General features: G+C 69.5%; 21 protein-coding genes, 1 tRNA gene and 1 pseudogene. 17 read left to right on the forward strand and 6 right to left on the reverse strand.

All coding sequences use genetic code 11. The features are described 5' to 3' along the window. Positions 1-1,066 (reverse strand): annotated as a pseudogene (locus JWR86_RS08420) (DNA mismatch repair protein MutS); the annotation flags it as partial. Positions 1,067-1,314: 248 nt separating this feature from the next. Here JWR86_RS08420 and JWR86_RS08425 point away from each other — a divergent pair. The 12 genes from JWR86_RS08425 to JWR86_RS08480 all read left to right on the forward strand — a co-directional run bounded on the left by JWR86_RS08425 (position 1,315) and on the right by JWR86_RS08480 (position 13,241). Next, positions 1,315-3,597 carry an NADP-dependent malic enzyme gene (locus JWR86_RS08425; RefSeq protein ID WP_299563552.1) on the forward strand — a complete coding sequence of 761 codons (2,283 nt, stop codon included), beginning with the start codon at positions 1,315-1,317 and terminating at the stop codon, positions 3,595-3,597. A 61-nt stretch (positions 3,598-3,658) separates the two neighbouring features. Continuing rightward, positions 3,659-4,510, forward strand: coding sequence for an SDR family oxidoreductase (locus JWR86_RS08430; protein WP_299563555.1), 852 nt, complete (start codon positions 3,659-3,661; stop codon positions 4,508-4,510). A gap of 99 nt (positions 4,511-4,609) precedes the next feature. After that, positions 4,610-4,684 (forward strand) — tRNA-Gln (locus JWR86_RS08435). 394 nt (positions 4,685-5,078) lie between these two features. Further along, positions 5,079-6,143, forward strand: a complete 1,065-nt coding sequence (locus JWR86_RS08440; RefSeq protein WP_299563558.1) for an NADH:flavin oxidoreductase — start codon at positions 5,079-5,081, stop codon at positions 6,141-6,143. Positions 6,144-6,169: 26 nt separating this feature from the next. Next, positions 6,170-6,637 (forward strand): MaoC/PaaZ C-terminal domain-containing protein, encoded by a 468-nt coding sequence (locus JWR86_RS08445; protein ID WP_299563561.1) that lies wholly within the window; start codon positions 6,170-6,172, stop codon positions 6,635-6,637. Then, complete coding sequence (locus JWR86_RS08450; protein ID WP_299563564.1) at positions 6,637-8,268, forward strand: AMP-binding protein; 1,632 nt, start codon at positions 6,637-6,639, stop codon at positions 8,266-8,268. The genes JWR86_RS08445 and JWR86_RS08450 overlap by 1 nt, the downstream gene beginning before the upstream one ends. A 26-nt stretch (positions 8,269-8,294) precedes the next feature. Next, the gene (locus JWR86_RS08455) at positions 8,295-8,687 is read left to right on the forward strand and encodes a RidA family protein (RefSeq protein WP_299563567.1); all 393 of its coding nucleotides are present in this window, start codon (positions 8,295-8,297) and stop codon (positions 8,685-8,687) included. A gap of 4 nt (positions 8,688-8,691) precedes the next feature. Next, positions 8,692-9,561 (forward strand): branched-chain amino acid ABC transporter permease, encoded by an 870-nt coding sequence (locus tag JWR86_RS08460; protein ID WP_299563570.1) that lies wholly within the window; start codon positions 8,692-8,694, stop codon positions 9,559-9,561. Positions 9,562-9,566: 5 nt separating this feature from the next. Then, positions 9,567-10,514: a branched-chain amino acid ABC transporter permease gene (locus JWR86_RS08465; protein WP_299563573.1), complete on the forward strand. Its 948-nt coding sequence runs from the start codon at positions 9,567-9,569 to the stop codon at positions 10,512-10,514. Then, a complete protein-coding gene (locus JWR86_RS08470) occupies positions 10,511-11,293 on the forward strand; it encodes an ABC transporter ATP-binding protein (protein WP_299563576.1) in 783 nt (260 codons plus the stop codon). Before JWR86_RS08465 ends, JWR86_RS08470 begins: the two co-directional genes overlap by 4 nt. Beyond that, positions 11,277-11,978 carry an ABC transporter ATP-binding protein gene (locus JWR86_RS08475; RefSeq protein WP_299563578.1) on the forward strand — a complete coding sequence of 234 codons (702 nt, stop codon included), beginning with the start codon at positions 11,277-11,279 and terminating at the stop codon, positions 11,976-11,978. The genes JWR86_RS08470 and JWR86_RS08475 overlap by 17 nt, the downstream gene beginning before the upstream one ends. Before the next feature lie 72 nt (positions 11,979-12,050). Further along, positions 12,051-13,241 carry an ABC transporter substrate-binding protein gene (locus tag JWR86_RS08480; protein WP_299563581.1) on the forward strand — a complete coding sequence of 397 codons (1,191 nt, stop codon included), beginning with the start codon at positions 12,051-12,053 and terminating at the stop codon, positions 13,239-13,241. A 77-nt stretch (positions 13,242-13,318) separates the two neighbouring features. On the opposite strand, the gene JWR86_RS08485 is transcribed toward JWR86_RS08480, so the two are convergent. The 5 genes from JWR86_RS08485 to JWR86_RS08505 form a co-directional block, all read right to left on the reverse strand. Then, on the reverse strand, positions 13,319-14,473 hold the full coding sequence (locus JWR86_RS08485) for an acetyl-CoA acetyltransferase (protein ID WP_299563584.1): 1,155 nt from the start codon (positions 14,471-14,473) through the stop codon (positions 13,319-13,321). Next, positions 14,470-14,865, reverse strand: coding sequence for an OB-fold domain-containing protein (locus tag JWR86_RS08490; RefSeq protein ID WP_299563587.1), 396 nt, complete (start codon positions 14,863-14,865; stop codon positions 14,470-14,472). The genes JWR86_RS08485 and JWR86_RS08490 overlap by 4 nt, the downstream gene beginning before the upstream one ends. Before the next feature lie 94 nt (positions 14,866-14,959). After that, entirely contained in the window at positions 14,960-15,361 is a 402-nt protein-coding gene (locus JWR86_RS08495) for a RidA family protein (protein WP_299563590.1), read from the reverse strand. A 14-nt stretch (positions 15,362-15,375) separates the two neighbouring features. Beyond that, complete coding sequence (locus tag JWR86_RS08500) at positions 15,376-16,215, reverse strand: glucose 1-dehydrogenase (protein ID WP_299563593.1); 840 nt, start codon at positions 16,213-16,215, stop codon at positions 15,376-15,378. Between the two features lie 144 nt (positions 16,216-16,359). Then, entirely contained in the window at positions 16,360-17,235 is an 876-nt protein-coding gene (locus JWR86_RS08505) for an IclR family transcriptional regulator C-terminal domain-containing protein (protein WP_299563596.1), read from the reverse strand. A gap of 428 nt (positions 17,236-17,663) precedes the next feature. On the opposite strand from JWR86_RS08505, the gene JWR86_RS08510 reads away from it, so the two are divergent. The 5 genes from JWR86_RS08510 (at position 17,664) to rplK (ending at position 21,513) form a co-directional block, all read left to right on the forward strand. Next, complete coding sequence (locus JWR86_RS08510) at positions 17,664-19,253, forward strand: hypothetical protein (RefSeq protein ID WP_299563599.1); 1,590 nt, start codon at positions 17,664-17,666, stop codon at positions 19,251-19,253. Between the two features lie 22 nt (positions 19,254-19,275). Next, positions 19,276-19,836: a hypothetical protein gene (locus tag JWR86_RS08515; RefSeq protein ID WP_299563602.1), complete on the forward strand. Its 561-nt coding sequence runs from the start codon at positions 19,276-19,278 to the stop codon at positions 19,834-19,836. Between the two features lie 258 nt (positions 19,837-20,094). After that, complete coding sequence (gene secE, locus JWR86_RS08520; protein WP_299563605.1) at positions 20,095-20,337, forward strand: preprotein translocase subunit SecE; 243 nt, start codon at positions 20,095-20,097, stop codon at positions 20,335-20,337. 11 nt (positions 20,338-20,348) lie between these two features. Further along, positions 20,349-20,882 (forward strand): transcription termination/antitermination protein NusG, encoded by a 534-nt coding sequence (gene nusG / locus JWR86_RS08525; RefSeq protein ID WP_299563608.1) that lies wholly within the window; start codon positions 20,349-20,351, stop codon positions 20,880-20,882. A 181-nt stretch (positions 20,883-21,063) separates the two neighbouring features. Then, positions 21,064-21,513: a 50S ribosomal protein L11 gene (gene rplK, locus JWR86_RS08530; protein ID WP_299563611.1), complete on the forward strand. Its 450-nt coding sequence runs from the start codon at positions 21,064-21,066 to the stop codon at positions 21,511-21,513.

Below are 21,513 nucleotides of genomic sequence, written 5' to 3' on the forward strand. Positions count from 1 at the left end.
ACCGCAGCATGTCGGGCACCTGCGCGAGGCGGCGGCGCAGGTCCGCCCGCAACGCGCTCTCCTCCAGAAGAAACGCGACCGCGTCCTGACGCCGGCCGATGGCATCGGGATCGGTCAGGGGGCCGGAGAGGCGCTCCACCAGGAGGCGGGCGCCGGCCGCCGTGACCGTGCGGTCCACCGCGTGCAGCAGGCTGCCGGCCCGCTCGCCGCCGGTGCTGCGGACGAGTTCGAGGCTGGCCCGGGTGGCCGGGTCGATCAGCAGGCGGTCGCCGCCTTCCTGCCGGCGCGGCCGCGACAGGGTCGGCCGGCCGCCATGCTGGGTGCGGAGCACGTAGTGGAGGGCCGCCCCGGCGGCCGCCACCTCCGCCCGGGTGAAGGGGCCGAAACTGTCCAGCGTCGCGACGCCGAAGAAGTCGAGGAGCCGCCGCTCGGCCGAGGCCGGGTCCAGTCCGTCCCGGGCCACCGGCGTCAGGGCGGCGGCGGGCAGACCGCGCCAGGTCGCCGCCAGGTCCGGATCCTCCTGCAGGGTGTCCGGCAGCACGATCTCGCGCGGGTCGAGGCGGGCGAGTTCGGCCGCCAGCCCGGCCGCGTCGGTCTCGCCCACCGCGAAGCCGCCGGTGGAAAGATCCAGGCTGGCGACGCCGTAGCGCCAGCCGCCGTCCGAGTGGCGCCGCCGCGCCAGGGCGACCAGGAGGTTCGGCCGGCCGGGATCCAGCAGCCGATCCTCGGTCAGCGTGCCGGGCGTGACCAGCCGGACGACGTCGCGCCGGACCACCGACTTGTTGCCGCGCTTGCGGGCCTCCGCCGGATCCTCGAGCTGCTCGCAGACCGCGACACGGTGGCCGGCCGCGATCAGGCGGGCGAGCGCGTCCTCGCCCCGCTCCAGCGGCACCCCGCACATCGGGATGTCCTCGCCGAGATGCTTTCCGCGCCGGGTCAGCACGATGCCGAGCGCCCGGCTGGCGATCTCGGCGTCCTCGAAGAACAGCTCGTAGAAGTCGCCCATGCGGTAGAACAGGAGGCAGCCCGGATTGGCAGCCTTGATCTCCACGTACTGCGCCATCATGGGCGTGACGCGCTGGTCCTCGGCCGGCCTGCGGGCCGCCTCCGGCTCGCCGCGGGTCAGCTCGGTCGGGGGGATCTGGGCTCCGCTCTCCATCAGGAGCCGTTAGCAGACGCGCCGGGTCCTGACACCCGGGCCCTCCTGGCCGACCCGTCCGCCGCCGGGCTCGGCCGTCTCGGCCGGAGAACGGGCTTGAGGCTCCCGTCCGGCCTCCCTACGGTCGGGCCGGGGAAACGCTGGGCAACAGAGACATGACCGAACACACGCCGAACCGCCGCGTGCGGCCCACCTTCACCGACCAGGAGGCGCTGAACTTCCACGCGGTGGGACGGGCCGGCAAGCTGGAGGTGGTGGCCACCAAGCCCATGGCGACCCAGCGCGACCTGTCGCTCGCCTATTCGCCGGGCGTCGCCGTGCCGGTTCTGGCGATCGCCGAGAACCCCGCCCTCGCCTACGACTACACGACCAAGGGCAACATGGTGGCCGTGATCTCCAACGGCACCGCGATCCTGGGGCTCGGCAATCGGGGCGCGCTCGCCTCGAAGCCCGTGATGGAGGGCAAGGCGGTCCTCTTTAAGCGCTTCGCCGACATCGACAGTTTCGACATCGAGGTCGCGACCGAGGACGCCGAGGAGGTCATCAACTGCGTCCGCTACCTCCATCCCTGTTTCGGCGGCATCAATCTGGAGGACATCAAGGCCCCGGAATGCTTCATCATCGAGGAGCGGCTCAAGGAGCTGATGCCGATCCCGGTGTTTCATGACGACCAGCACGGCACCGCCATCATCGCGGCCGCGGGCCTGATCAACGCCTTCCACCTGACCGGCCGCGACATGAAGGCCGCCAAGCTCGTGATCAACGGCGCCGGTGCGGCCGGCATCGCGTCGGTCGAACTCCTGAAGGCGCTCGGGTTCTCGCCGAATAACGTCATCCTCTGCGATACCAAGGGTGTGGTCTACCGGGGCCGGCAGGACGGCATGAACCAGTGGAAGTCGGGCCACGCCGTGGACACCCCGGCCCGCACGCTGGCCGACGCCATGGAGGGCGCGGACGCCGTGTTCGGCCTGTCCGTGAAGGGCGCCTTCACGGCCGAGATGATCCGCTCCATGGCGGCCAACCCGATCATCTTCGCGATGGCCAACCCGGATCCCGAGATCACGCCGGAGGAGGTGGCGCAGATCCGCGGTGACGCCATCATGGCGACGGGCCGCTCGGACTACCCGAACCAGATCAACAATGTCCTGGGCTTTCCCTACATCTTCCGGGGCGCGCTCGACGTGCGGGCCACCACCATCAACATGGAGATGAAGATCGCGGCCGCGCAGGCCCTGGCCGCGCTGGCCCGCGAAGACGTGCCGGACGAGGTGGCGGCCGCCTACCAGGGCTCCCGGCCCCGCTTCGGGCGCGACTACATCATCCCGGTTCCGTTCGACCCGCGCCTGATCTCGACGGTGCCGCCGGCGGTGGCCGAAGCCGCGGTCGCGACCGGGGTCGCCGGCCGGCCGGTTCCGGAGGGCTACGAGGCCGTGCTGCAGGCCCGCCGCGACCCGACCGCGGGCGTGCTGGCGCGGGTCTTCGACAAGGTCCGGAAATTCCCGAAACGCGTGGTCTTCGCCGAGGGCGAGGAGGAGCAGGTGATCCGGGCCGCGGTCAGCTTCGTCAATCAGGGGCTCGGCACCGCGATCCTGGTCGGACGCGAGGACGCCGTGCGGGAGAGCGCGGCCGGCGCCGGCATCGATCTCGGCGCGCGGTCCGGCGTCGAGATCCACAACGCCCGCCTGTCCAAGCGCAACACCGCCTATGCCCAGTACCTCTATTCCCGCCTGCAGCGGCAGGGCTACCTGTTCCGCGACTGCCAGCGGCTGGTGAACCAGGATCGCAACCATTTCGCGGCCGCCATGGTGGCGCTCGGCGACGCCGACGCCATGGTGACGGGGGTGACCCGCAACTTCTCGGTCGCGCTCGAGGAGGTGCGGCGGGTCATCGACCACAAGCCCGGTCACCGGGTCATCGGCGTGTCGCTCTGCCTGACCCGGGGCCGCACCGTGCTGGTGGCGGACACGGCCGTCACCGACATGCCGGACGCGGCCGCTTTGGCCGAGATCGCCATTGAGGCGGCCGGCGTGGCGCGCCGGCTCGGGATGGAGCCGCGGCTCGGCCTCCTGGCCTTCTCGACCTTCGGCCATCCCGAGGGCGAACGCTCGCGCCACGTGCGCGAAGCGGTGAAGATCCTGGACGGAATGCGGGTCGATTTCGAATACGACGGCGACATGGCGGCCGACGTGGCGCTGAACCCCGAGCTGATGGCCGCCTATCCGTTCTGCCGTCTAACCGGGCCGGCCAACGTGCTGGTGATGCCGGCCTTCCACTCGGCCTCGATCTCGACCCGGATGCTGCAGGAGCTCGGCGGCGCCACCGTGATCGGGCCGCTGATGGTCGGGCTCGACAAGCCCGTCCAGATCGTCTCGCTCGGCGCCACCGATTCCGACCTCGTCCGCATGGCCGCGCTGGCCAGCTACCAGATCGGCGGGTGAGCGGCGGGCTGACCGGGGCGGCTCGGCCCGCCGAATTGCCCGGCGCGCCGGAGAGGGCGTCGTGAACCTTGTTGTGTTCGGGCTCGGCTACACGGCCCAGGCCTTTGTGCGGCGCGTGGGGCCGCGCTGCCGGGAGGTCGTCGGCACGGTGCGGAGCCCTGACAAGGCCGCCGCGCTCGCCCGCGACGGGCTGACGGTCCGGTGCCTGCCGGGCGAGGAGGGGCGGCTCGAGGCCGACCTCGCGGCTGCGGACGCGCTGCTCGTCTCCGTGCCGCCGGACGAGGCCGGCGATCCTGTGCTGGCCCGGTTCCGCGCGGCCATCGCGGCCGCGCCCCGGCTCGGCTGGATCGGCTACCTGTCCACGGTCGGGGTCTATGGCGACCATGGCGGCGCCTGGGTCGATGCCGGCACCCCGGCCCGCCCGAGCGGCGCCCGCGGCCGTCGCCGGCTCGCGGCCGAGGAGGCCTGGCTGGCGCTCGGCCAGGAGAGCGGCAAACCCGTGCAGGTGTTTCGCCTCGCCGGCATCTACGGGCCGGGCCGCAGCGCCTTCGACCGGCTGGCCGCCGGCGCGAAACGGGTGGTGAAGCCGGGCCAGGTGTTCAATCGCATCCATGTCGACGACATCGCGGCGGTGCTCGAGGCCTCGCTCGCCCGCCCTCGCGCGGGCGCCGTCTACGACGTCGCCGACGACGAGCCCGCGCCCTCGTCCGACGTGCTCGGCTATGCGGCGGCGCTGCTCGGCCAGGAGCCTCCGCCCGAAATCCCGATCGAGGAGGCCGGGCTGTCGCCGATGGCCCGGAGCTTCTGGGACGGCAACAAGCGGGTGCGAAACAGCCTGCTGCGGGACGAACTCGGCGTGACGCTCGCCTACCCGACCTACCGCGAGGGCCTGCGGGCGCTGCTGCCCGGCTGAGCCACCCGATCCGCGACGCAACACCGCGACGCCGACGCAACCACACCCCGGCGCGGCCATTGCCGGAAGCCGGCGCGCGACCTATGAGGTCGGCCCGATTGGGGCGTCGCCAAGTGGTAAGGCATCGGTTTTTGGTACCGACATTCCCAGGTTCGAATCCTGGCGCCCCAGCCACCGGCTAGCCTTCCCGCCAGCGCCGCGCTGCGCCCCTGCGCCGCGCCCTGAGCGCCTGATCCACGCTCGATCCCGCGGCCCGCGTCCGGAGGCGCGACAGGGCGCCTTTCGGGTTCACCACCTCGCAACGATCGGTCGCGTCCGAAGGACGCCTGCGCGCCCTGGAGGCTGTTCGAGGCCTCTGCTTAATGTCGTCTTCGGCTGAGGACCATCGGGCCGGAACGTCTGCGCGAGCCCCCTCCGCGCCCGCACTGCGCACAGGCTCGGCAGCCTGCCGTCATTTTTAGCGCGGGCTGTCGTTGACACCGGGCCGGTGCGCGGTATCTTTTCGCGATAAGCAGAACTAGTTTCCGGAAAGCGGAATATTGACGTGTCAGGTCAGAGGTCGTCGGCCGTGAGGGCGGACCAGCATCGGCGGCTCCGGGACCCCATCGAGATCGGGTCCGCGACGCTGCGCAATCGCTTGGCGCTGGCGGCGGTCACCCGTGGGATGGCGGCCGAGGACGGGACGCCCACGGCCGAGATGGCGGCCTATTACCGCCGCTTCGCCCGCAACGGCGTCGGCCTCGTGATCACCGAGGCGACCTACGTGCCCGGCCCCGCGAGCCGCACCTATCTGGCCCAGCCCGGCCTGACCGGCCCGGCGCATGCCGAGGGCTGGAAGCGCGTGGTTGGTGCCGTCAAGGCGGAAGGCGGCCACATCTTCCTGCAGCTGCAGCACGGTGGCCCCTTCCGGGAGCCGGAGCTCGGGCCCGGCATCGGCGCCACCGGTCGCGTCCCGTCCGTGTCGAGCTGGCAGCGTGGGCAGCCCTACGGGGAAACGCGCCGGATCGACGGCGCCGAGCTGCCGGCACTGGTCGAAGGCTTCGCGGAAGCCGCGGGGCTTGCCCGCGCGGTCGGGTTCGACGGGGTCGAGATCCACGGTTCGCGCGGCTATCTGCTCGACGATTTTCTCAGCGGCTACAACACGCGCGAGGACGCCTATGGCGGCAGCCTCGAGAACCGGCTCCGCCTGCCGGTCGAGGTGGTGCGCGCGGTCCGGGCGGCCGTCGGCTCGCTGCCGGTGAGCTACAACCTGTCCCTCTACAAGATGGACAGCGTGGACTACCAGCCGCCGGGCGGAGCCGCCGAGGTTGCCCGCACGCTCGAGGCGCTGGCCGGCGCCGGGGTCGACGCCTTCCATGTCTCGACGCGCGGGCTCGACCGCTGTGCCGTCGGCGAGACGCGGTTCCTGGACGTCATCCGGGCCGCCACGGACCGCACGGTGATCGGCGGCGGCGGCGTGAAGACGCTCGACGAGGCCGAGGCCGCGCTGGCGCAGGGACGCCTCGACGTGGTTTCGCTGGCCCGTGGGCTGGTCGCCAATCCGGACATCCTGGACCGCACAGACAAGGGCCTGGCGCTGGAGCCCTACCGGCGGGGCCTCGAGCGGGTCGCCGTCGAGGACGCGCCGCAATGACTTCCGCCATTTCCACAGGACCCAAGATGAGCGACGCCGCTCCGCAGCTCTATTTCGAGGATTTCGCCCTCGGCCAGACCTATGATGGCGCGAGCCGGACGGTGTCCCAGGCCGACGTGCTGGCCTTCGCGGCCCTGACGGGCGACGCCCATCCGATCCACTACGACGCGGAATACGCCAAGACGACGCGTTTCGGCCGCCCCATCGTGCATGGGCTGCATCTGATGAGCCTGACCGCGCTCGGCGCCACGGCGCTGTCCGGCCAGCTCAAGGAGGCGATGATCGCCTTTCTGCAGCAGGGGGCGGAGTTCCGCCGGCCCGTCTTCGTCGACGACACCGTGCATTCCGCCTTCGAGGTGGTCGAGGTCGACAGCAAGCCGGGGCGCGATTGGGGCCGCGTGAAGCTTCGGGTCACCCTCGCCAACGACAGCGGCGAAACCATCCTGGAGGCCTTTCACGCCTACCGGCTGCGCCGCCGCGAGGGAAACAGCTGATGAGCCGCCCCACTTACGAGGAGGCCCGGCGCAGTTTCAGCTGGGCCTCGGTGCTCGAGGAACTCGCCTGGACCGACGGGCAGCCGATCAATCTCGGCCGCACGATCGTCGACCGGCACGCGGCCGAGCACAAGGTGGCGCTGTATTCGGTCGCCAAGACCGGCACCGTCACGATCACGACCTACCGGGCGCTGGAGCGGCAGAGCAACCAGGTCGCGAACCTCCTGCGTTCGCTTGGTGTCAAGAAGGGCGACCGTGTCCCGGGCGTGCTGTCGCGCCGGCCGGAAACCCTGGCCGTCATGATCGGCGCCTGGAAAGCGGGCGCGATCTACGTGCCGGTCTTCACCGGCTTCGCGGCCGACGCCGTCCGGATGCGGGTCTCGGGCTGCGGCGCTCAGATCGTCTTCGTGCACCATGAGCACCGCCACCGGGTCGATGCGCCCGAGGGGGTCGCCGTGGTGACCATCGCGGGCGAGGGCGGGGTCGGCCTCGAGCGCGGCGACATCAGCTTCTGGCAGGCGATGCGGCGCCAGCCGGACCGGTTCGAGCCGGAAGCCTGCACGCGCCGCGACCCGGCCATCATCCTCTACACCTCGGGCTCGACCGGGGAGCCGAAGGGCGTCGAGATCGCCGGCAACTTCCTGGCCGCCGTGCGCCCCTACATCCGCTACGGCCTCGACCTGCAGCGGACAGACACCTTCTGGCCGACCGGCGATCCAGGCTGGGGCTATGGGCTTGTCTGCTACCAGGCGGCCATGTCCATGGGCGTGCCGGTGGTCAGCTACGAGGGCGCGCCCACGCCGGAGGCCGCCCTGCAGATCATCCAGGACCACAAGGTCACCAATCTGGCCACCGTTCCCACGCTGCTGCGCGGGGTCATGGCCCTCGGCGCCCGCAAGCTCGCCGCCTATGACCTGTCCTCGGTGCGCTGCATCAGCTGCTGCGGCGAGCCGCTCAATTCCGAGGTCATCCGCTTTTTCCAGGACAATCTCGGGGTGACGCCGGCCGACCAGTTCGGCTCCAGCGAGAACGGCCTGCCGCTCGGCAATTTCAACGCGCTCGACGCCGAGATCCTGGCCGGGGCCATGGGCCTGCAGATGCCCGGTTTCGAGGTGGCCATCGTCGACGAGGACGGACGCGAGCTGCCGGCCGGCGAGGTGGGCTATCTGGCCCAACGGCCGAGCGAGGAGGGCTATTACGCCCTGCGCTACTGGAACGATCCGGAGCGCACTGCGCAGCTGTTCCGGCAGGGCTGGATCATCGCCGGCGATCTCGCCCGTCGCGACGAGGCCGGCTATTTCTGGTTCGAGGGCCGCTCGGACGACGTCATCAAGAGCTCGGGCTACCGCATCGGGCCGTTCGAGGTCGAAAGCGCCATTCTGCACCATCCGGCGGTTGCGGAGGCCGGGGTCATCGGCAAGCCCGACCCGCTCAAGGGCCAGATCGTCGTCGCCTACGTGACCCTGAAATCCGGCCACGCCAACACGCCCGACCTGGTCCGCGAGATCCAGGACACGGCAAAGCGCCTCCTCGGCAACCACGCCTATCCGCGCGAGGTCGAGATCGTCGACAGCCTGCCCAAGACCGAAACCGGGAAGATCCAGCGCTTCCGGCTGCGAACCTCCCGCTAGCGAACCCGTCCAAGGAGCACGACCCCATGCCTGTCTACGAACGCATCGCCCCGCCCGGCTGGTCGGACAAGCTGACCTTCTCGCCGGCCGTGCGGGCCGGCCGCCTGCTCTTCCTGTCCGGCGCCACCGCCACGGACGAGAACCGCAACGTCGTCGGCAAGGGCGACATCGTCGCCCAGACCCGCTACATCTTCCAGAAGTTCGACAAGATCCTGCGCGACGCGGGTGGCTCCTTCGACAACATCGTCGAGACGACCGAGTACTTCCTGACGTTCGAGGACTACAACCGCACGGCCGAGGTTCGCCGCGAGTTTTTCAAGGGACCTCCCTACCCGGCGGCGACCGGGGTCCTCGTGGCGGGCCTGATCCGGGAGCACGCGCTCATCGAGATCAAGGCCACCGCCGTTCTCGACGACTGATCTGATGCTCCTGCCGCAGATCCTCCTCAGCGGGATCACCGCGGGCGCGGTCTACGCGCTCGTGGCCCTCGGCTTCGTGCTCATCTACCGCGGCACGCACGTCATCCATTTCGGGCTGGGCGAACAGGTGGCGCTCGGCGCGTATCTGGTCGTCCTGATCCAGCTCTATTTGCCGATCCCTTTCTGGCCCGCGATCTTCCTCGCGCTGATCGCGGCAGGCATCTTCGGCTTCATCATCGAGCGCGCCGTCATGCGGCCGATCAAGATGCAGCCGATCCTCGTTCAGATCATCGCCACGCTCGCCGTCGGGCTCGCCATCCGGGAGGGCCTGCGGGCCGTGATGGGCCCGCAGGCCTGGCCGTTCCAGTTCCTGCTCTCGCCGGTGCCGCAATCCTTCATGGGCGTCCACTTCGCGTGGGCGAACATCGCCATCGTCATCGCGGCGCTTCTGGTGATGGGGGCGCTGTACGTGTTCTTCGCCCACATGAAGCTCGGGCGAGCGGTGCTGGCCACCTGTCAGAACCCGACCGGCGCGTCCCTGATGGGCATCCCGGTGCCGACCATCGTCAGCTCCATCTGGGTCATGGCGTCCGTCCTGGCGGCGATCGCCGGCATTCTTCTTGCCCCGATCGTCACCCTGTCGCCCGAGATGGGCCTGATCGGCATCAAGGGCTTCACCGTGGCCGTGCTCGGCGGCTTCACCAGCCTGCCCGGTGCGGTCGTGGGTGGCCTCATCCTCGGCGTGATCGAGACGGCGGCGGGCATCTACGTGTCGACCGCGGTCAAGGACGCGACCACCTACTTGCTGCTGGTGCTGATCATCATCGTGCGGCCGCAGGGGCTCTTCGGCGCCCTGGCCGTCAAGAAGGTATGAGGCGCGTGAGACGACCTTTCCTCTGGTGGCTTGCCCTCCTGGCCGTTCTCATGGCCTGGCCGCTGGTCGCCTCCGAGTACCGGGTGTTCCAGGCGGGCGTCATCGCCTCCACGGCCATCATGGCGCTCGGCCTCGTCATCGTCACGGGGGTCGCCGGCCAGGTCTCTCTGGCGCAGGCCGCCTTCAGCGCGATCGGGGCCTATGGCGCGGCCCTGCTCGCCACGAAGCTCGGGGTGCCGGCGTATTTCGGCATCCCGCTCGCGGCCGCGCTGGCGGGGGTTGCGGGCTATGGGCTCGGCCTCGCCAGCCTGCGCCTCGGCGGCCACTACCTGGCGCTCGTCACCATGGCCATGACGGCGATCGTGCAGGTCGGGCTGACCCACTGGGAGACGCTGACCGGCGGGGCGCTCGGCCTGATGGTGCCGCCGCTCACCGTCGCCGGCAAGGAGCTGACCTCCGGCTTCGCCCTCTACTACGTCGTCGTGCCGGTCGCCTTTGCGCTCTTTCTCGGCGTATCGAACCTGATGGCTTCGCGCCTCGGCCGCGTGTTCGCGGCCCTGCGCCAGAGCGAGGTCGCCCTGCAGACCCTTGGCATCAACGTCCTCCACTACAAGGCGCTCGCCTTTGCCCTGAGCGGCGCGCTCGGGGCCGTGGGCGGCGGCCTGCAGGGGCTGCAGACGACGTTCCTCGACCCTCACGGCTTCGGCATCATCGAGTCGGTGGTTCTGGTCGCCGTGATCATCATCGGCGGGTTCCGCAGCATCCCGGGCGCCGTCCTCGGGAGCGCGGTGTTCGTGCTGATCCCCGAGCTGCTCGGCGGCTTCCAGGCCTACAAGGGCGTCGTCTGGGCGGTGCTGCTGCTCCTCATGATCGTCCTCTTCCCGGGCGGGCTCGCGGGTGCCGGGGCGGCCCTGGCCGCTCGCCTCCGGCCGAACGCGGGTGCCGCGCGATGAACGCCCTCGAACTCAGTGGCGTCACCGTGCGCTTCGGCGGCCTCGTGGCCGTGAACGGCCTCAGCTTCTCGGTTCAGGACGGGGCCATCCACAGCCTCATCGGCCCGAACGGCGCCGGCAAGAGCACGGTCATCAACACCATCACGGGCCTATACGCGCCGACCGAGGGCGCGGTGCGGGTCGCGGGGCGCGACACGGCCCGGCTCCGGCCCGATCAGATCGCCTGCGCGGGCGTGGCCCGCAGCTTCCAGAACACCGAGATGTTCGGGGAGATGACGGTTATCGAGAACATTCTGATCGGCGCGCACAGGCAGGCCCGCCACGGCCTCTTCGCCTCCGCGTTGCGGCTGCCCAGCTATTTTCGGGGCGAGGCCGAGATGCGCCGGCGTGCCGACGAGCTGCTGGAGATGCTGGGCCTCGGCCGCGACCGGGACACGCTCGCGAGTGCCCTCCCGTTCGGCAAGCAGCGCCAGCTCGAACTGGCCAGGGCCCTGGCCAGCAGCCCGAAGCTGCTGCTCCTCGACGAACCCGCGGCCGGCCTGCGCTCGGCCGAGATCGACCATCTCAACCGGACGCTCGTGCGCCTGCGCGACGAGCACCGGCTCACCATCCTGCTCGTCGACCACGTCATGAAGGTGGTGATGAACATCTCGGACCGGATCACGGTCCTGAACTTCGGCCAGAAGATCGCCGAAGGCACGCCGGCGGAGGTGAGAGCCGATCCGGAAGTCCGACGCGCATACCTTGGAGACAGGCCGGACCGTGCTCGAGCTTCGTGACGTTCACGCTTCCTACGGGAAGATCAAAGCCCTCCACGGCGTCACCATCACGGCGCCGGCCGGCAAGGTCACCTCGCTGCTCGGGGCGAACGGGGCCGGCAAGACGACCACGATGCGGGTGATCACGGGGCTGTTGCCGGCGACGGGCTCCGTCGTCTTCGACGGCGCGCAGATCCTGGGGCTGCGGCCCGACCGGATCGTCCGTCGCGGCCTTTCGATGGTTCCGGAACGGCGCGAGCTCTTCACGGAGATGACCGTCGGCGAAAACCTGCGGCTCGGCGCCTATACGAGAAGCGACGACAAGGAGATCCGCCGCGACATCGAGGGCGTGCTCGACCTCTTTCCGCGCCTCCGCGAGCGCTTCGGCCAGATCTCCGCCACCCTGTCCGGCGGCGAGCAGCAGATGCTGACCATCGCCCGGGCCCTGATGGCCAAGCCCAAGTTCCTGATCCTGGACGAGCCCTCGCTCGGCCTCGCGCCGAAGCTCGTGGACGAGATCTTCGACATCATCGACCGCATCCGCCCGACCGGCATGAGCATGCTGCTCGTGGAGCAGAACGTGCGGGCGGCCCTGGCCGTTTCCGACTACGCCTACCTGATGGAAACCGGCGAGATTCGCCTCTCCGGGACCGCGGCCGAGATCGAAGCCGACCCTTCGGTCCAGGACGCCTACCTCGGAACGTGATCCCAGAATGACCTGCCTCGGCGGGAAGCAGACGCAACGCGGGACACCGCTTGTCGTAAAGGGGAGACAGGGATGACATTCAAGCGACTGATCACCGGAATGGGGGTCGCGCTCGCGGTGCTCGCGGGACCCGCCATCGCGCAGGACGCGCCGGGCGTCACCAAGGACAAGATCAAGATCGGGATCCTGGGCAGCCTCACGGGCCCGGCCTCGATCTGGGGCTCGGGAAACCTGTCCGGAGCGGTCCTGGCCTTTGAGGAGGCCAACGCCGCCGGCGGCATTCACGGCCGCAAGCTCGAATGGGTGTCCGAGGACGACGAGACCTCTCCGCCGAAGGCCCTCGCCGGCTACAAGAAGCTGACCGGTCAGGATCAGGTCTTCGCCGTGTTCGGCCCGGCCGCCAGCGCGATCGGCGCCGCCATGGTGCCGGCCATCAAGGCCGCGAATGTGCCGACCTTCATCGCGGTGCCGTCCACCCCCGCGGTGACGGAGCCGATGGTCAAGAACCTGTTCCGCACCGGCTCGCTCAACGACCGCATGCAGGGCGTCGCCGTCGCCGACTACGTGGTGGGCCCGCTCGCAGGCAAGCGCATCGCGCTGATCCGCCAATCGGACGAGTACGGCAAGCGCGGCGCCGACAGCATCGTCGACCGCATGAAGCAGAAGGGCACCGCGCCGGTGTCGCACGAGATCTTCGGGCCGGCGGACACGGACTTCACCTCCCAGATCCTCAAGATCCGCGAGACCAACCCGGACGTCCTGATCGTGTACGGCTACCCGTCGCCCTCCGCGATCATCACCCGCCAGGCCAAGCAGCTCGGCGTCAGCGCGAAGGTCATCGGCTCCAACGCCACCTCGAGCCGCAAGTACCCGCAGATCGTCGGAGACGCCGCCGCCGGCACGCAGAACGTGATCACCGTCGCGGGCCTGCCGGAATCGGACGAGCCGGCCATGAAGGCCTATCGCGAGCGGTTCGAAAAGCGCTTCCCCGACCTCGTCAAGCAGGACCGGCCCGATCTGGCCGACCTGCTCGGCTACGGCGGCGCGCTCGCCTTCGTGGAAGGCCTCAAGAAGGCCGGCCCGGATCTCACCCGCGACAAGTTCGTGGCGGCGCTCGAGACGCTCAAGGACTTCAAGACGGGCGTCACGCTGCCGACCACCTTCTCGGCCACCTCGCACGAAGGCAACAATGCGGCCCGGATCCTCGAGATTCAGCCGAACCTCTCGCGCAAGCTCCTGGACGTGGTCATCACGGCCGAGTGATCAGCCCCACCCGGCGCCTCGGCGCCGGGTCACTCGACCGATCCAAGACCGCGCTTCGGCGCGGTCTTTTTTTGCCTTCAGACCGTCGCCTCGCCGCCGAACACCACCGTGCATTGGCTCGAGAAGGCGACGCCGTTGCCGTGGGCGAGGGTGACCTCGCAGCCCGGGACGTTGCGGGGCCCGCATTCGCCGCGGATCTGCCGGATGGCTTCCAGCATGGCGAGCAGCCCGTACATGCCAGGATGGCAGTAGGAGAGACCGCCGCCATTGGTGTTGACCGGGAAGCGGCCGCCCGGCGCGATGGCGCCGTCGGCCACGAAGCGGCCGCCTTCGCCCTTGGGGCAGAACCCGAGGTCTTCCAGGAACAGGATCGGGTTGATCGTGAAGGCGTCGTAGAGCGAGGCCATCTGCACCTCGGCCGGGCCGAGCCCCGCCATGGCATAGGCCGCGCGTCCCGACTCGACGGCCGCCGTCACGGTGAGGTCGGCCATGTTGGAGATGCTGCCATGGGGCAGCGCCTCGCCGACGCCGAGCACGTAGACGGGCGGCTTCGCGAGGGAGCGCGCCCGCTCGGCCGAGGTCAGCACGATGGCGCCGCCGCCATCCGTGACGAGGCAGATGTCCCGCACGGTGAGCGGATGGGAGATCATGCGGGAGCTGAGCACCTGCTCGATCGTGAGCGGCTCCTTTTCCCACGCCTTGGGGTTCATCAGCGCCCATTGCCGGGCCGCGACCGCGACCTCCGCGAGCTGCTCCCGCGTGGTGCCGAACTGGTGCATGTGCCGGGCCGCCGCGAGCGCATAGGCGCTGGTCGGCAGCATCGGCCGGAACGGCGTCTCGTAGGGATTGGCATCAGGCGGGGAGGCGGCGGCCCGGGAGACGAGCCGCTGCGTGCTGCCATAGGCGATCAGCGCGACGTCGCAGAGCCCGTGCTCGATGGCTGCGATCGCGTGCGCCACATGCGTGATCGGCGAGGAACCGCCCACCTGCGTGCCGTCGAAATAGCGCGGCTGCACGCCGAGATATTCGGCCAGCATCATCGGCGCGAACCGCGCCTGCGTGGTGGCTGCGAAGATGCCGTCCACGGCCGAGAGCGGCAGGCCGCACTCGTCGAGTGCCCGGCAGCTCGCCTGGGCCATGAGGTCGATCGGGGTGGTGTGGGGCGGTGCGGCTCCGAGATCGGATTCCGCTGCGCCCACGACGGCAACGCTGCCGCGACGAAGGCCGGTCATGAGCGGTTCTCCGCAGGGGTCTCGGCCGTGACCGGGGTGAAGACCGGGTAGGGCAGCTTGCCGTCCTCGGCCGGGTGCACGCGCGCCTTGACCCGCATGCCGATGCGGACCTCGTCGGCCGGCACCTCCTCGACGCGGCTCATCAGCCGGAAGCCCTCGTCCATGTCGACGAGGACCACGTTGAGAGGCGCCTCGCCGCGATGGTGAACCACGGTTGTCGAATAGACGGTGCCGAGTCCCTTCGAGACCCGCCAGGCCAGGTTCGTGCTGCCGGTCTTTGGCGCGATCAGCCGCGGAAAGAAGACCGGACGGTCGTCGTCCAGGCAGACCTGGTAGGCGAGATCGCCCGCCTCAAGATGTTCGACGTATTGCGCCAGGGGCGATGGCTTCATGGATTCCACCGGGATGTCGCCGCGGCCGGCGGTCTTTGGTCGACCGCCTGCCCGGGCTTGGGAGAATACGGGTCGCGGCTGCGCCGCGCCGGCCTCAGGCGTCGACGACGGCCGTGACCTCGAGCTCGACCAGGAAATCGCGCATCGCCAACCGCGAAACCTCCATCACGGTCTGGGCCGGGAAAGGCCGCGAGAAGAACTCTTCCCGGATGGGCTGCGTCTTGTGAAAGGCCCGCATATCGGTCGTGTAGACGTTCATCTTGACGATATCCGCGACGGTCGCGCCCGCGATCTCGAGGCCGCGCCGCACGGCTTCCAGCGAGGTCTTGACCTGCAGGTCCATGTCGCCGACGCCGATCACGTTGCAATGATCGTCGAGACTGGCCTGGCCCGACAGCAGGATCAGCCGCCCGCCCTTGATCGAGACGCCCTGCGAGAACGCGATGTTGTGCTCCCAGGGGACATCGAAATTGAACAGTTTCTTCTCAAGAGCCATCGCATCTCTCCCGCTTAGGCTGGTTGTTGCTTGAGGAGCGACCGGGCGAAGCCCCAGCCGGTGTAGTCGCCGTAGGACGTCCAGCCTCCGTCGACATAGAGCGTCGAGCCGGTCAGGAAGTCGGTTTCGCCAGAGGCCAGGAAGGCGATCGCGGCGGCGACCTCGTCCGGGTTGCCGAGCCGCCCGACCGGGGTGCGGGCCTCCAGGGCGCGCTGCAACAGCCCGCCATCGTCGAGGTCTGCCGTCATCTGCCCGGCCGCTCCCGTCGCCATGACGCCCGGCGCCACGCAATTCACCCGGATCTTGAAGCGGGCCCATTCGGCCGCCAGCACCTGGGTCATGGCGATGACGCCGGCCTTGGTGGCGCAATAGGCAGCGTTCGACGGCGCGGTGCTTGTCGCCATTTTGCTCGACACGTTGACGATGTGGCCACCGCCGGCCTCGCGCATGTGCCGGCCGACCGCCTGCGAGAAGAAGAAGGTGCCGCTCAGATTGCGGCCGATCATGTCCTCCCAGTCGTCCTGCGTCTGGTCGAGGGAGCGGGCCAGCCGATGCTTGCCGGCATTGTTCACGAGGACGTGGATGCGCCCGAAACGGGCCAAGGCCGCCGTGACCGCCTCCTGCACGCTCTGCTGCTGCCGCGCGTCGGCCGACACGGTCATGCCCTGGCCGCCCGCCTCCTCGACCAGCCGCAACGTTTCAAGGGCTCCCGCCTCGGACGCGTTGTAATGGACGGCGACGGTGGCGCCTTCGCCCGCGAGGTGAACGGCGGTGGCCCGGCCGAGGCCGCTGCCCGCGCCGGTCACGAGGGCGACCTTTCCTTCGAACCGTCGAAAGCCCGTACGCTCAGCCACGCCTGCCCCCCTGCAGCACCCGCGGCCCGATGACAGTTGATGACTTGCGGGCCGCGTCAGTCAGTTTGAGCTTGGCTACATCACGGCCCGGGGGTGGGCAACAGAAATTCCGGATTTGCAGCTAACATTCCGCTTTCCGGAAGGTCACGCGGCGGGCGCGACCCTCTTCCTGGGAGTCCGGGCCGGCGGCGGCAGAGGGTCTTCGGCGCGCCTGCCGCGGCGGAGGCCCTCCGGGTCCCGGGGCAGTCCGGAGACATGCCGCAAGGCCCGCTCCACGTCCGGCAGAACCGCCTTGAGCTCTTCACTGACGGTCTCAACCGAACGCCGGCTCAACCGCTCCGCCATGCCGGCCACACCCAAGGCATAGATGACGCCGACCTCCGGGATCTCCACCGGGCAGGCGACGGCGGCGAGCCCAACCTCCAGCTCATCCCAGCACACGGCATAGCGCCGCTCGCGAATGCGCTCGTATTCGGTTCGGAGTTCGGGGACGCTGGTCCGCGTGGCCGGCGTGAACGTCTCCAGCTTCCGCGCGAGAACCTGGTCGATGAACTCAGGAGTCTGGAAGGCGACGATCGCCTTGGCCGACGCGGCGGCATGGGGCGGCATGACGTCGCCCGGAAAGACGTAGCCTCGGACCCCGCGCTCGGGGACCGCCCAGGCGATCGAGATCACCTGGGTGCCGCTGAGGCGCGCAAGATAGCAGGTCTCGCCGAGGCGGTCGGCGACCGTTTCCAGGGTAGTCTGCACCGCTGCCCTGATCTTTTCCGCCTCCGTTCCAGCATGAAGGAGGCGCAGGAGGCGCGGCCCGAGCCGGTACGTCTTGCGCGTCGTGCCCTCCGCAACGACGAGGTTTGCGGCCAGGAGGCCGGCCACGAGCCTGTGGGCGCTGCCGAGCGGGAAATCGGACACTTGCGCGATCTCGGTCAGCCCGAGGGGGGCCTGCGCGGCGGCAACCGCCTCAAGCACGGCGATGTAGCGGTTTAGGGGGGAGTTCTTCTGATCCGTTTTCGAGCTCAAGACCGGGCACCTGTAGCGGTCCGAGGACGCCGCGCGCCGTGGCGTTCGAGCATCCTGGTTTCTTCGATGTCAAGGTGGGGCGCGCGCCGCCCGATCTCACGCCCGGAATGTGGCGCGTCAGACGTCGATCCCGCATCCGGCCGACCAACCTCGCGGCCCTGCGGCCAAACAGCAGGTCTGCGCAGCCGGAGAGAGCCGGCGATGGACTGGCTCCGTTCAGGCCTTGACGGCCCGAAGGTGGGTGCCGCCTGCCCGACCTCTGCCCGACATCGGTGGCCTGCCCCGCCCCATCCCCGCCCGGGGTCGGGCCGAGGCAGCGCCGGCCTCGATCGGAGCACCGGGCAGCGCGCCCAGTATTTGAACTGTTGTTTGGCGCAAACAAAGAGCGCATACCAGACAAAGTCGGCTGAAGACTTGGGGAGTGCGCCATGCGGAAGTTCCACGCAGGAGCCGTCACCATCGCCGCCTTGGCCCTGGTGTCGTCCGGACGCCTGGTCGCCCAGGGCGAGCTGGATCAGCAACTCGGCAGCGTCCACCTCCAGACCTCCTGCAACGAGGTGGCGCAGCGCCGGTTTGACCGGGCCATGCGCTACCAGCATTCCTACTGGTACGCCCCCGCCAAGGAGCTGTTCGCGGACGCCCTGAAGGCCGACCCGACCTGCGCCATGGCGCATTGGGGCGTCGCCATGGCGCTGCTGGACAACCCGCACAGCCCGATCCCGCAGGGAAACCTCGCCCCGGGCTTGGCCGCGATCGAGGCGGCCGGCGCCATCAAGGCCGGGACGGAGCGCGAGCGCGACTACATCGCCGCGCTTCATCTCATGTACGCCGATTCGGACAAGCTCAGCCACGTCCAGCGCATCCGCAAGTTTCGCGACGCGCAGGGCGCCATCGCGGCGCAACACCCGGACGATGTCGAGGCGCAGATCGCCTACGCCCTTACCCTGAATACATCCGCCGATTTGAGCGACAAGAGCTATGCCCAGCAGCTCAAGGGCGCGGCCATTCTGGAGCCGCTGTCACTGCGCCTGCCGCAGCATCCAGGTGTCACGCATTACCTCATCCACCTCTATGACTACCCGGAGATGGCATCGCGCGGGCTCGACGCCGCCAACCGCTACGCCAAAATCGCCCCGGCCGCGCCGCACGCGCAGCACATGCCGTCGCACATCTACACCCGCGTCGGCTTCTGGGCGGAGTCCATCGCCTCCAACACCGCCTCGGTCAGGGCGGCAAAGGCCGAAAACTCGGCCAGCAACTACCTGCACGCCCAGGATTACATGGTCTATGCCCACCTCCAGCTCGGGCAGGACAGGGAAGCGCGGGTCGTCGTGGACGAGATGGTGCGCGAGCCCGAATTCAAGTCGAGTGTGCCCGCTGCCGATTATGCGATCGCGGCCTCGCCGGCACGCTACGCGGTGGAGCGCGGCGACTGGCAGGGCGCGTCGGAACTGACGGTTCGCCCGAGCCCCTTCGCATTCGCGCCGGCCATGTCGCACTTTGCGCGCGCTCTCGGGGCGGCCCGGTCCGGGAAACCAGAGCCTGCCGCGGCCGATGTCGCCAAGCTTGCGGACCTGCGCGACAAGCTGCGCCAGTCGAAGGACAATTACTGGTCGGAGATCGTGGAGATCCAGCGGCAGGGCGCGGCTGCCTGGGTTCTGCATGCCGAGGGCAGGCACGAGGACGCCCTGAAGGCCATGAGCGCAGCCGCCGACGCCGAGGAACACGTCGAGAAGCACGTGGTGACGCCCGGGCCGCTCGCGCCGGCGCGCGAACTCTATGGCGAGATGCTGCTCGAGCGCGGCATGGCCCGGGAGGCGCTTGCCGCCTTCGACGCCACCAAGGCCAAGGAGCCGAACCGCTTTCGCGGCTTTCTCGGCGCGGCGAGGGCGGCCGAGATGCTTGGCGACAGGCCCGCCGCAAAGGCGAACTACCTGAAGCTTCTGGCCCTTGCCGATGCCTCCGGCTCCGACCGTCCGGAGATCGGAAGGGCACGGACATTCGTGGCGACCGAGTAGGGCCTTGCGGGGGGCAGGGGCGATGCGACCGACCCACGCCCTTGCCGCCGCCGCCCTGACCGGCATGGCATTGGCCCTGGCCGGATCGCTCCCGGGCAACAGCACATCGGGCAAGGTTGCCGGCGCCGCCTCGCCGGAATGGGCCGAGGTGGCGTGGCCGTTCCCGGACGATCCATGGGCCAAGGGCAAGGCCTTTCGCTGCAGGGCGAGGCATTGCGGAACCGAGGTGACGCTCTACCTTCGGCCAAAGATCGGGGCGTGCAACTGCGTCACCACGGTCGATGACGACGATGTCGAGCGGATCGGCGACCTCGACCTACTCGGGGCCCACCACGCCTCGCTTGGGCCCGGACGGCCCATCCGCGTGCGCTGGATGAACGGCCGCAGCCGCGCCTACGCGAGGCCGGCTGCGCAGGCGGCCCCCAGATCGGCTCTCGCCATCGCCTTCCACGACCGTTGCGACATGATCGTTGCGACGGCCGCCGTCGCAGGCGAGGACCCGGCCGCCCAGGAACAGACGGTGCTGGACTTCCTCAACGGCGAGGCGGTGCTGCGCTGGGCCGAGGTGAGGCTCGGCCTTTAGAGATGGGCCGGGCCCGTGCGATGAGGGTGCTTCGCAGCGGCCGCACACGCGCCTCGAGGTCGCCACGCGGCGGCGCTCGCAGGCAGGCGGGCGAACTGGGGCGGTGCATCAGCCCCGCCCCGCCCGGGATGGAGCTGTCGACAGCGGCTTGAAGTTGCGCTAAGTCGGCGCATCTCTCTCAGGCGAGATCGGGTTTCGGGGCGCGGACGGCTGATCGGCCGCCGCGCCGTCCCTTGTTGGCCCGAGCGGTTCGAAGGCATGGCGAAGCTGCAAACGACCTCCCCGGCGGTGACGCCGAAGAAGAGGCCCCGGGTGGGCCCGCTCGAGTTCCTGTCCCAGGTCAGGGCGGAAGGCGAGAAGGTCACGTGGCCGACCCGCAAGGAAACCCTGATCACGACCGCCATGGTGTTCGTGATGGTGGTGGCCGCCAGCGTCTTCTTCGTCGCCGCCGACTTCATCATGCAAAAAGCCGTCGGGCTCGTGCTCGGCCTGGGCGGCTGACGAGACCGACCATGGCGAAACGCTGGTACATCGTCCACGCCTACTCGAATTTCGAGGGCAAGGTCGCGCAGTCGATCAAGGAGCAGGCGGCGCAGAGGGGCCTCTCGGACAAGTTCGAGGAGGTGCTCGTGCCGATGGAGAAGGTCGTGGAGGTTCGCCGCGGCCGCAAGGTGGATGCCGAGCGCAAGTTCTTCCCGGGCTACGTGCTGGTGCGCTGCGACCTCACCGACGAGGTCTACCACCTGATCAAGAACACCCCGAAGGTCACGGGCTTCCTGGGCGCCGACAAGGCCAAGCCGGTGCCGATCCCCGATTCCGAGGCTGACCGCATCAAGGGCCAGGTGGCGGAGGGGATCGAGCGGCCGAAGCCGTCCATCCATTTCGAGATCGGCGAAGTGGTGCGGGTTGCCGACGGTCCGTTCGCATCCTTCAACGGCACGGTCGAGGAAGTCGACGAGGCGCGCGCCCGCCTCAAGGTCGCGGTCTCCATCTTCGGCCGCGCCACTCCGGTCGAGCTCGAATACGGGCAGGTCGAGAAGAGCTGATCCAGCATTCAGGTCCGGGGCCGCTCTGCCGGCGGCCGGGCCCGAACGGGCGGCGAGAGCCGTCACGCGCGCGGGAGGTCCCGTCCGGTCGCCAGCCGGGCTATCCAGGGGGCCGCACCGCGATCTCTGAAACGTCGTCCGCCGGCTGGCAGCCGGTGCGCGGCACATCGGGAGAGTTCCCATGGCCAAGAAGATCACGGGATACGTGAAGCTTCAGGTTCCGGCCGGCGCCGCCAATCCGTCGCCGCCCATCGGTCCCGCGCTCGGTCAGCGCGGTCTCAACATCATGGAGTTCTGCAAGGCCTTCAATGCCCGCACGGGGCAGATGGAGAAGGGCACGCCGATTCCGGTCGTCATCACGGCGTATCAGGATCGCTCCTTCACCTTCGAGATGAGGCAGCCGCCGGTCTCCTACTTCCTGAAGCGCGCGGCCGGAATGAAGATCGGCAAGAAGCCCGCCTCCGGCTCGAAGACCCCCGGCAAGGGAGCTCCGGCCGGCTCCGTCACGGAGCAGCAGATCCGCGAGATCGCCGAGAAGAAGATGGTCGACATGAATTGTGATTCGGTCGACGCGGCGGTTGCCATGATCCGGGGTTCCGCCCGGGCCATGGGCCTCCAGATCACCGCTTGA

Origin of the sequence: Enterovirga sp. (assembly GCF_028290205.1) — a bacterium.
In the GTDB taxonomy this organism is placed as follows: domain Bacteria; phylum Pseudomonadota; class Alphaproteobacteria; order Rhizobiales; family Beijerinckiaceae; genus Enterovirga.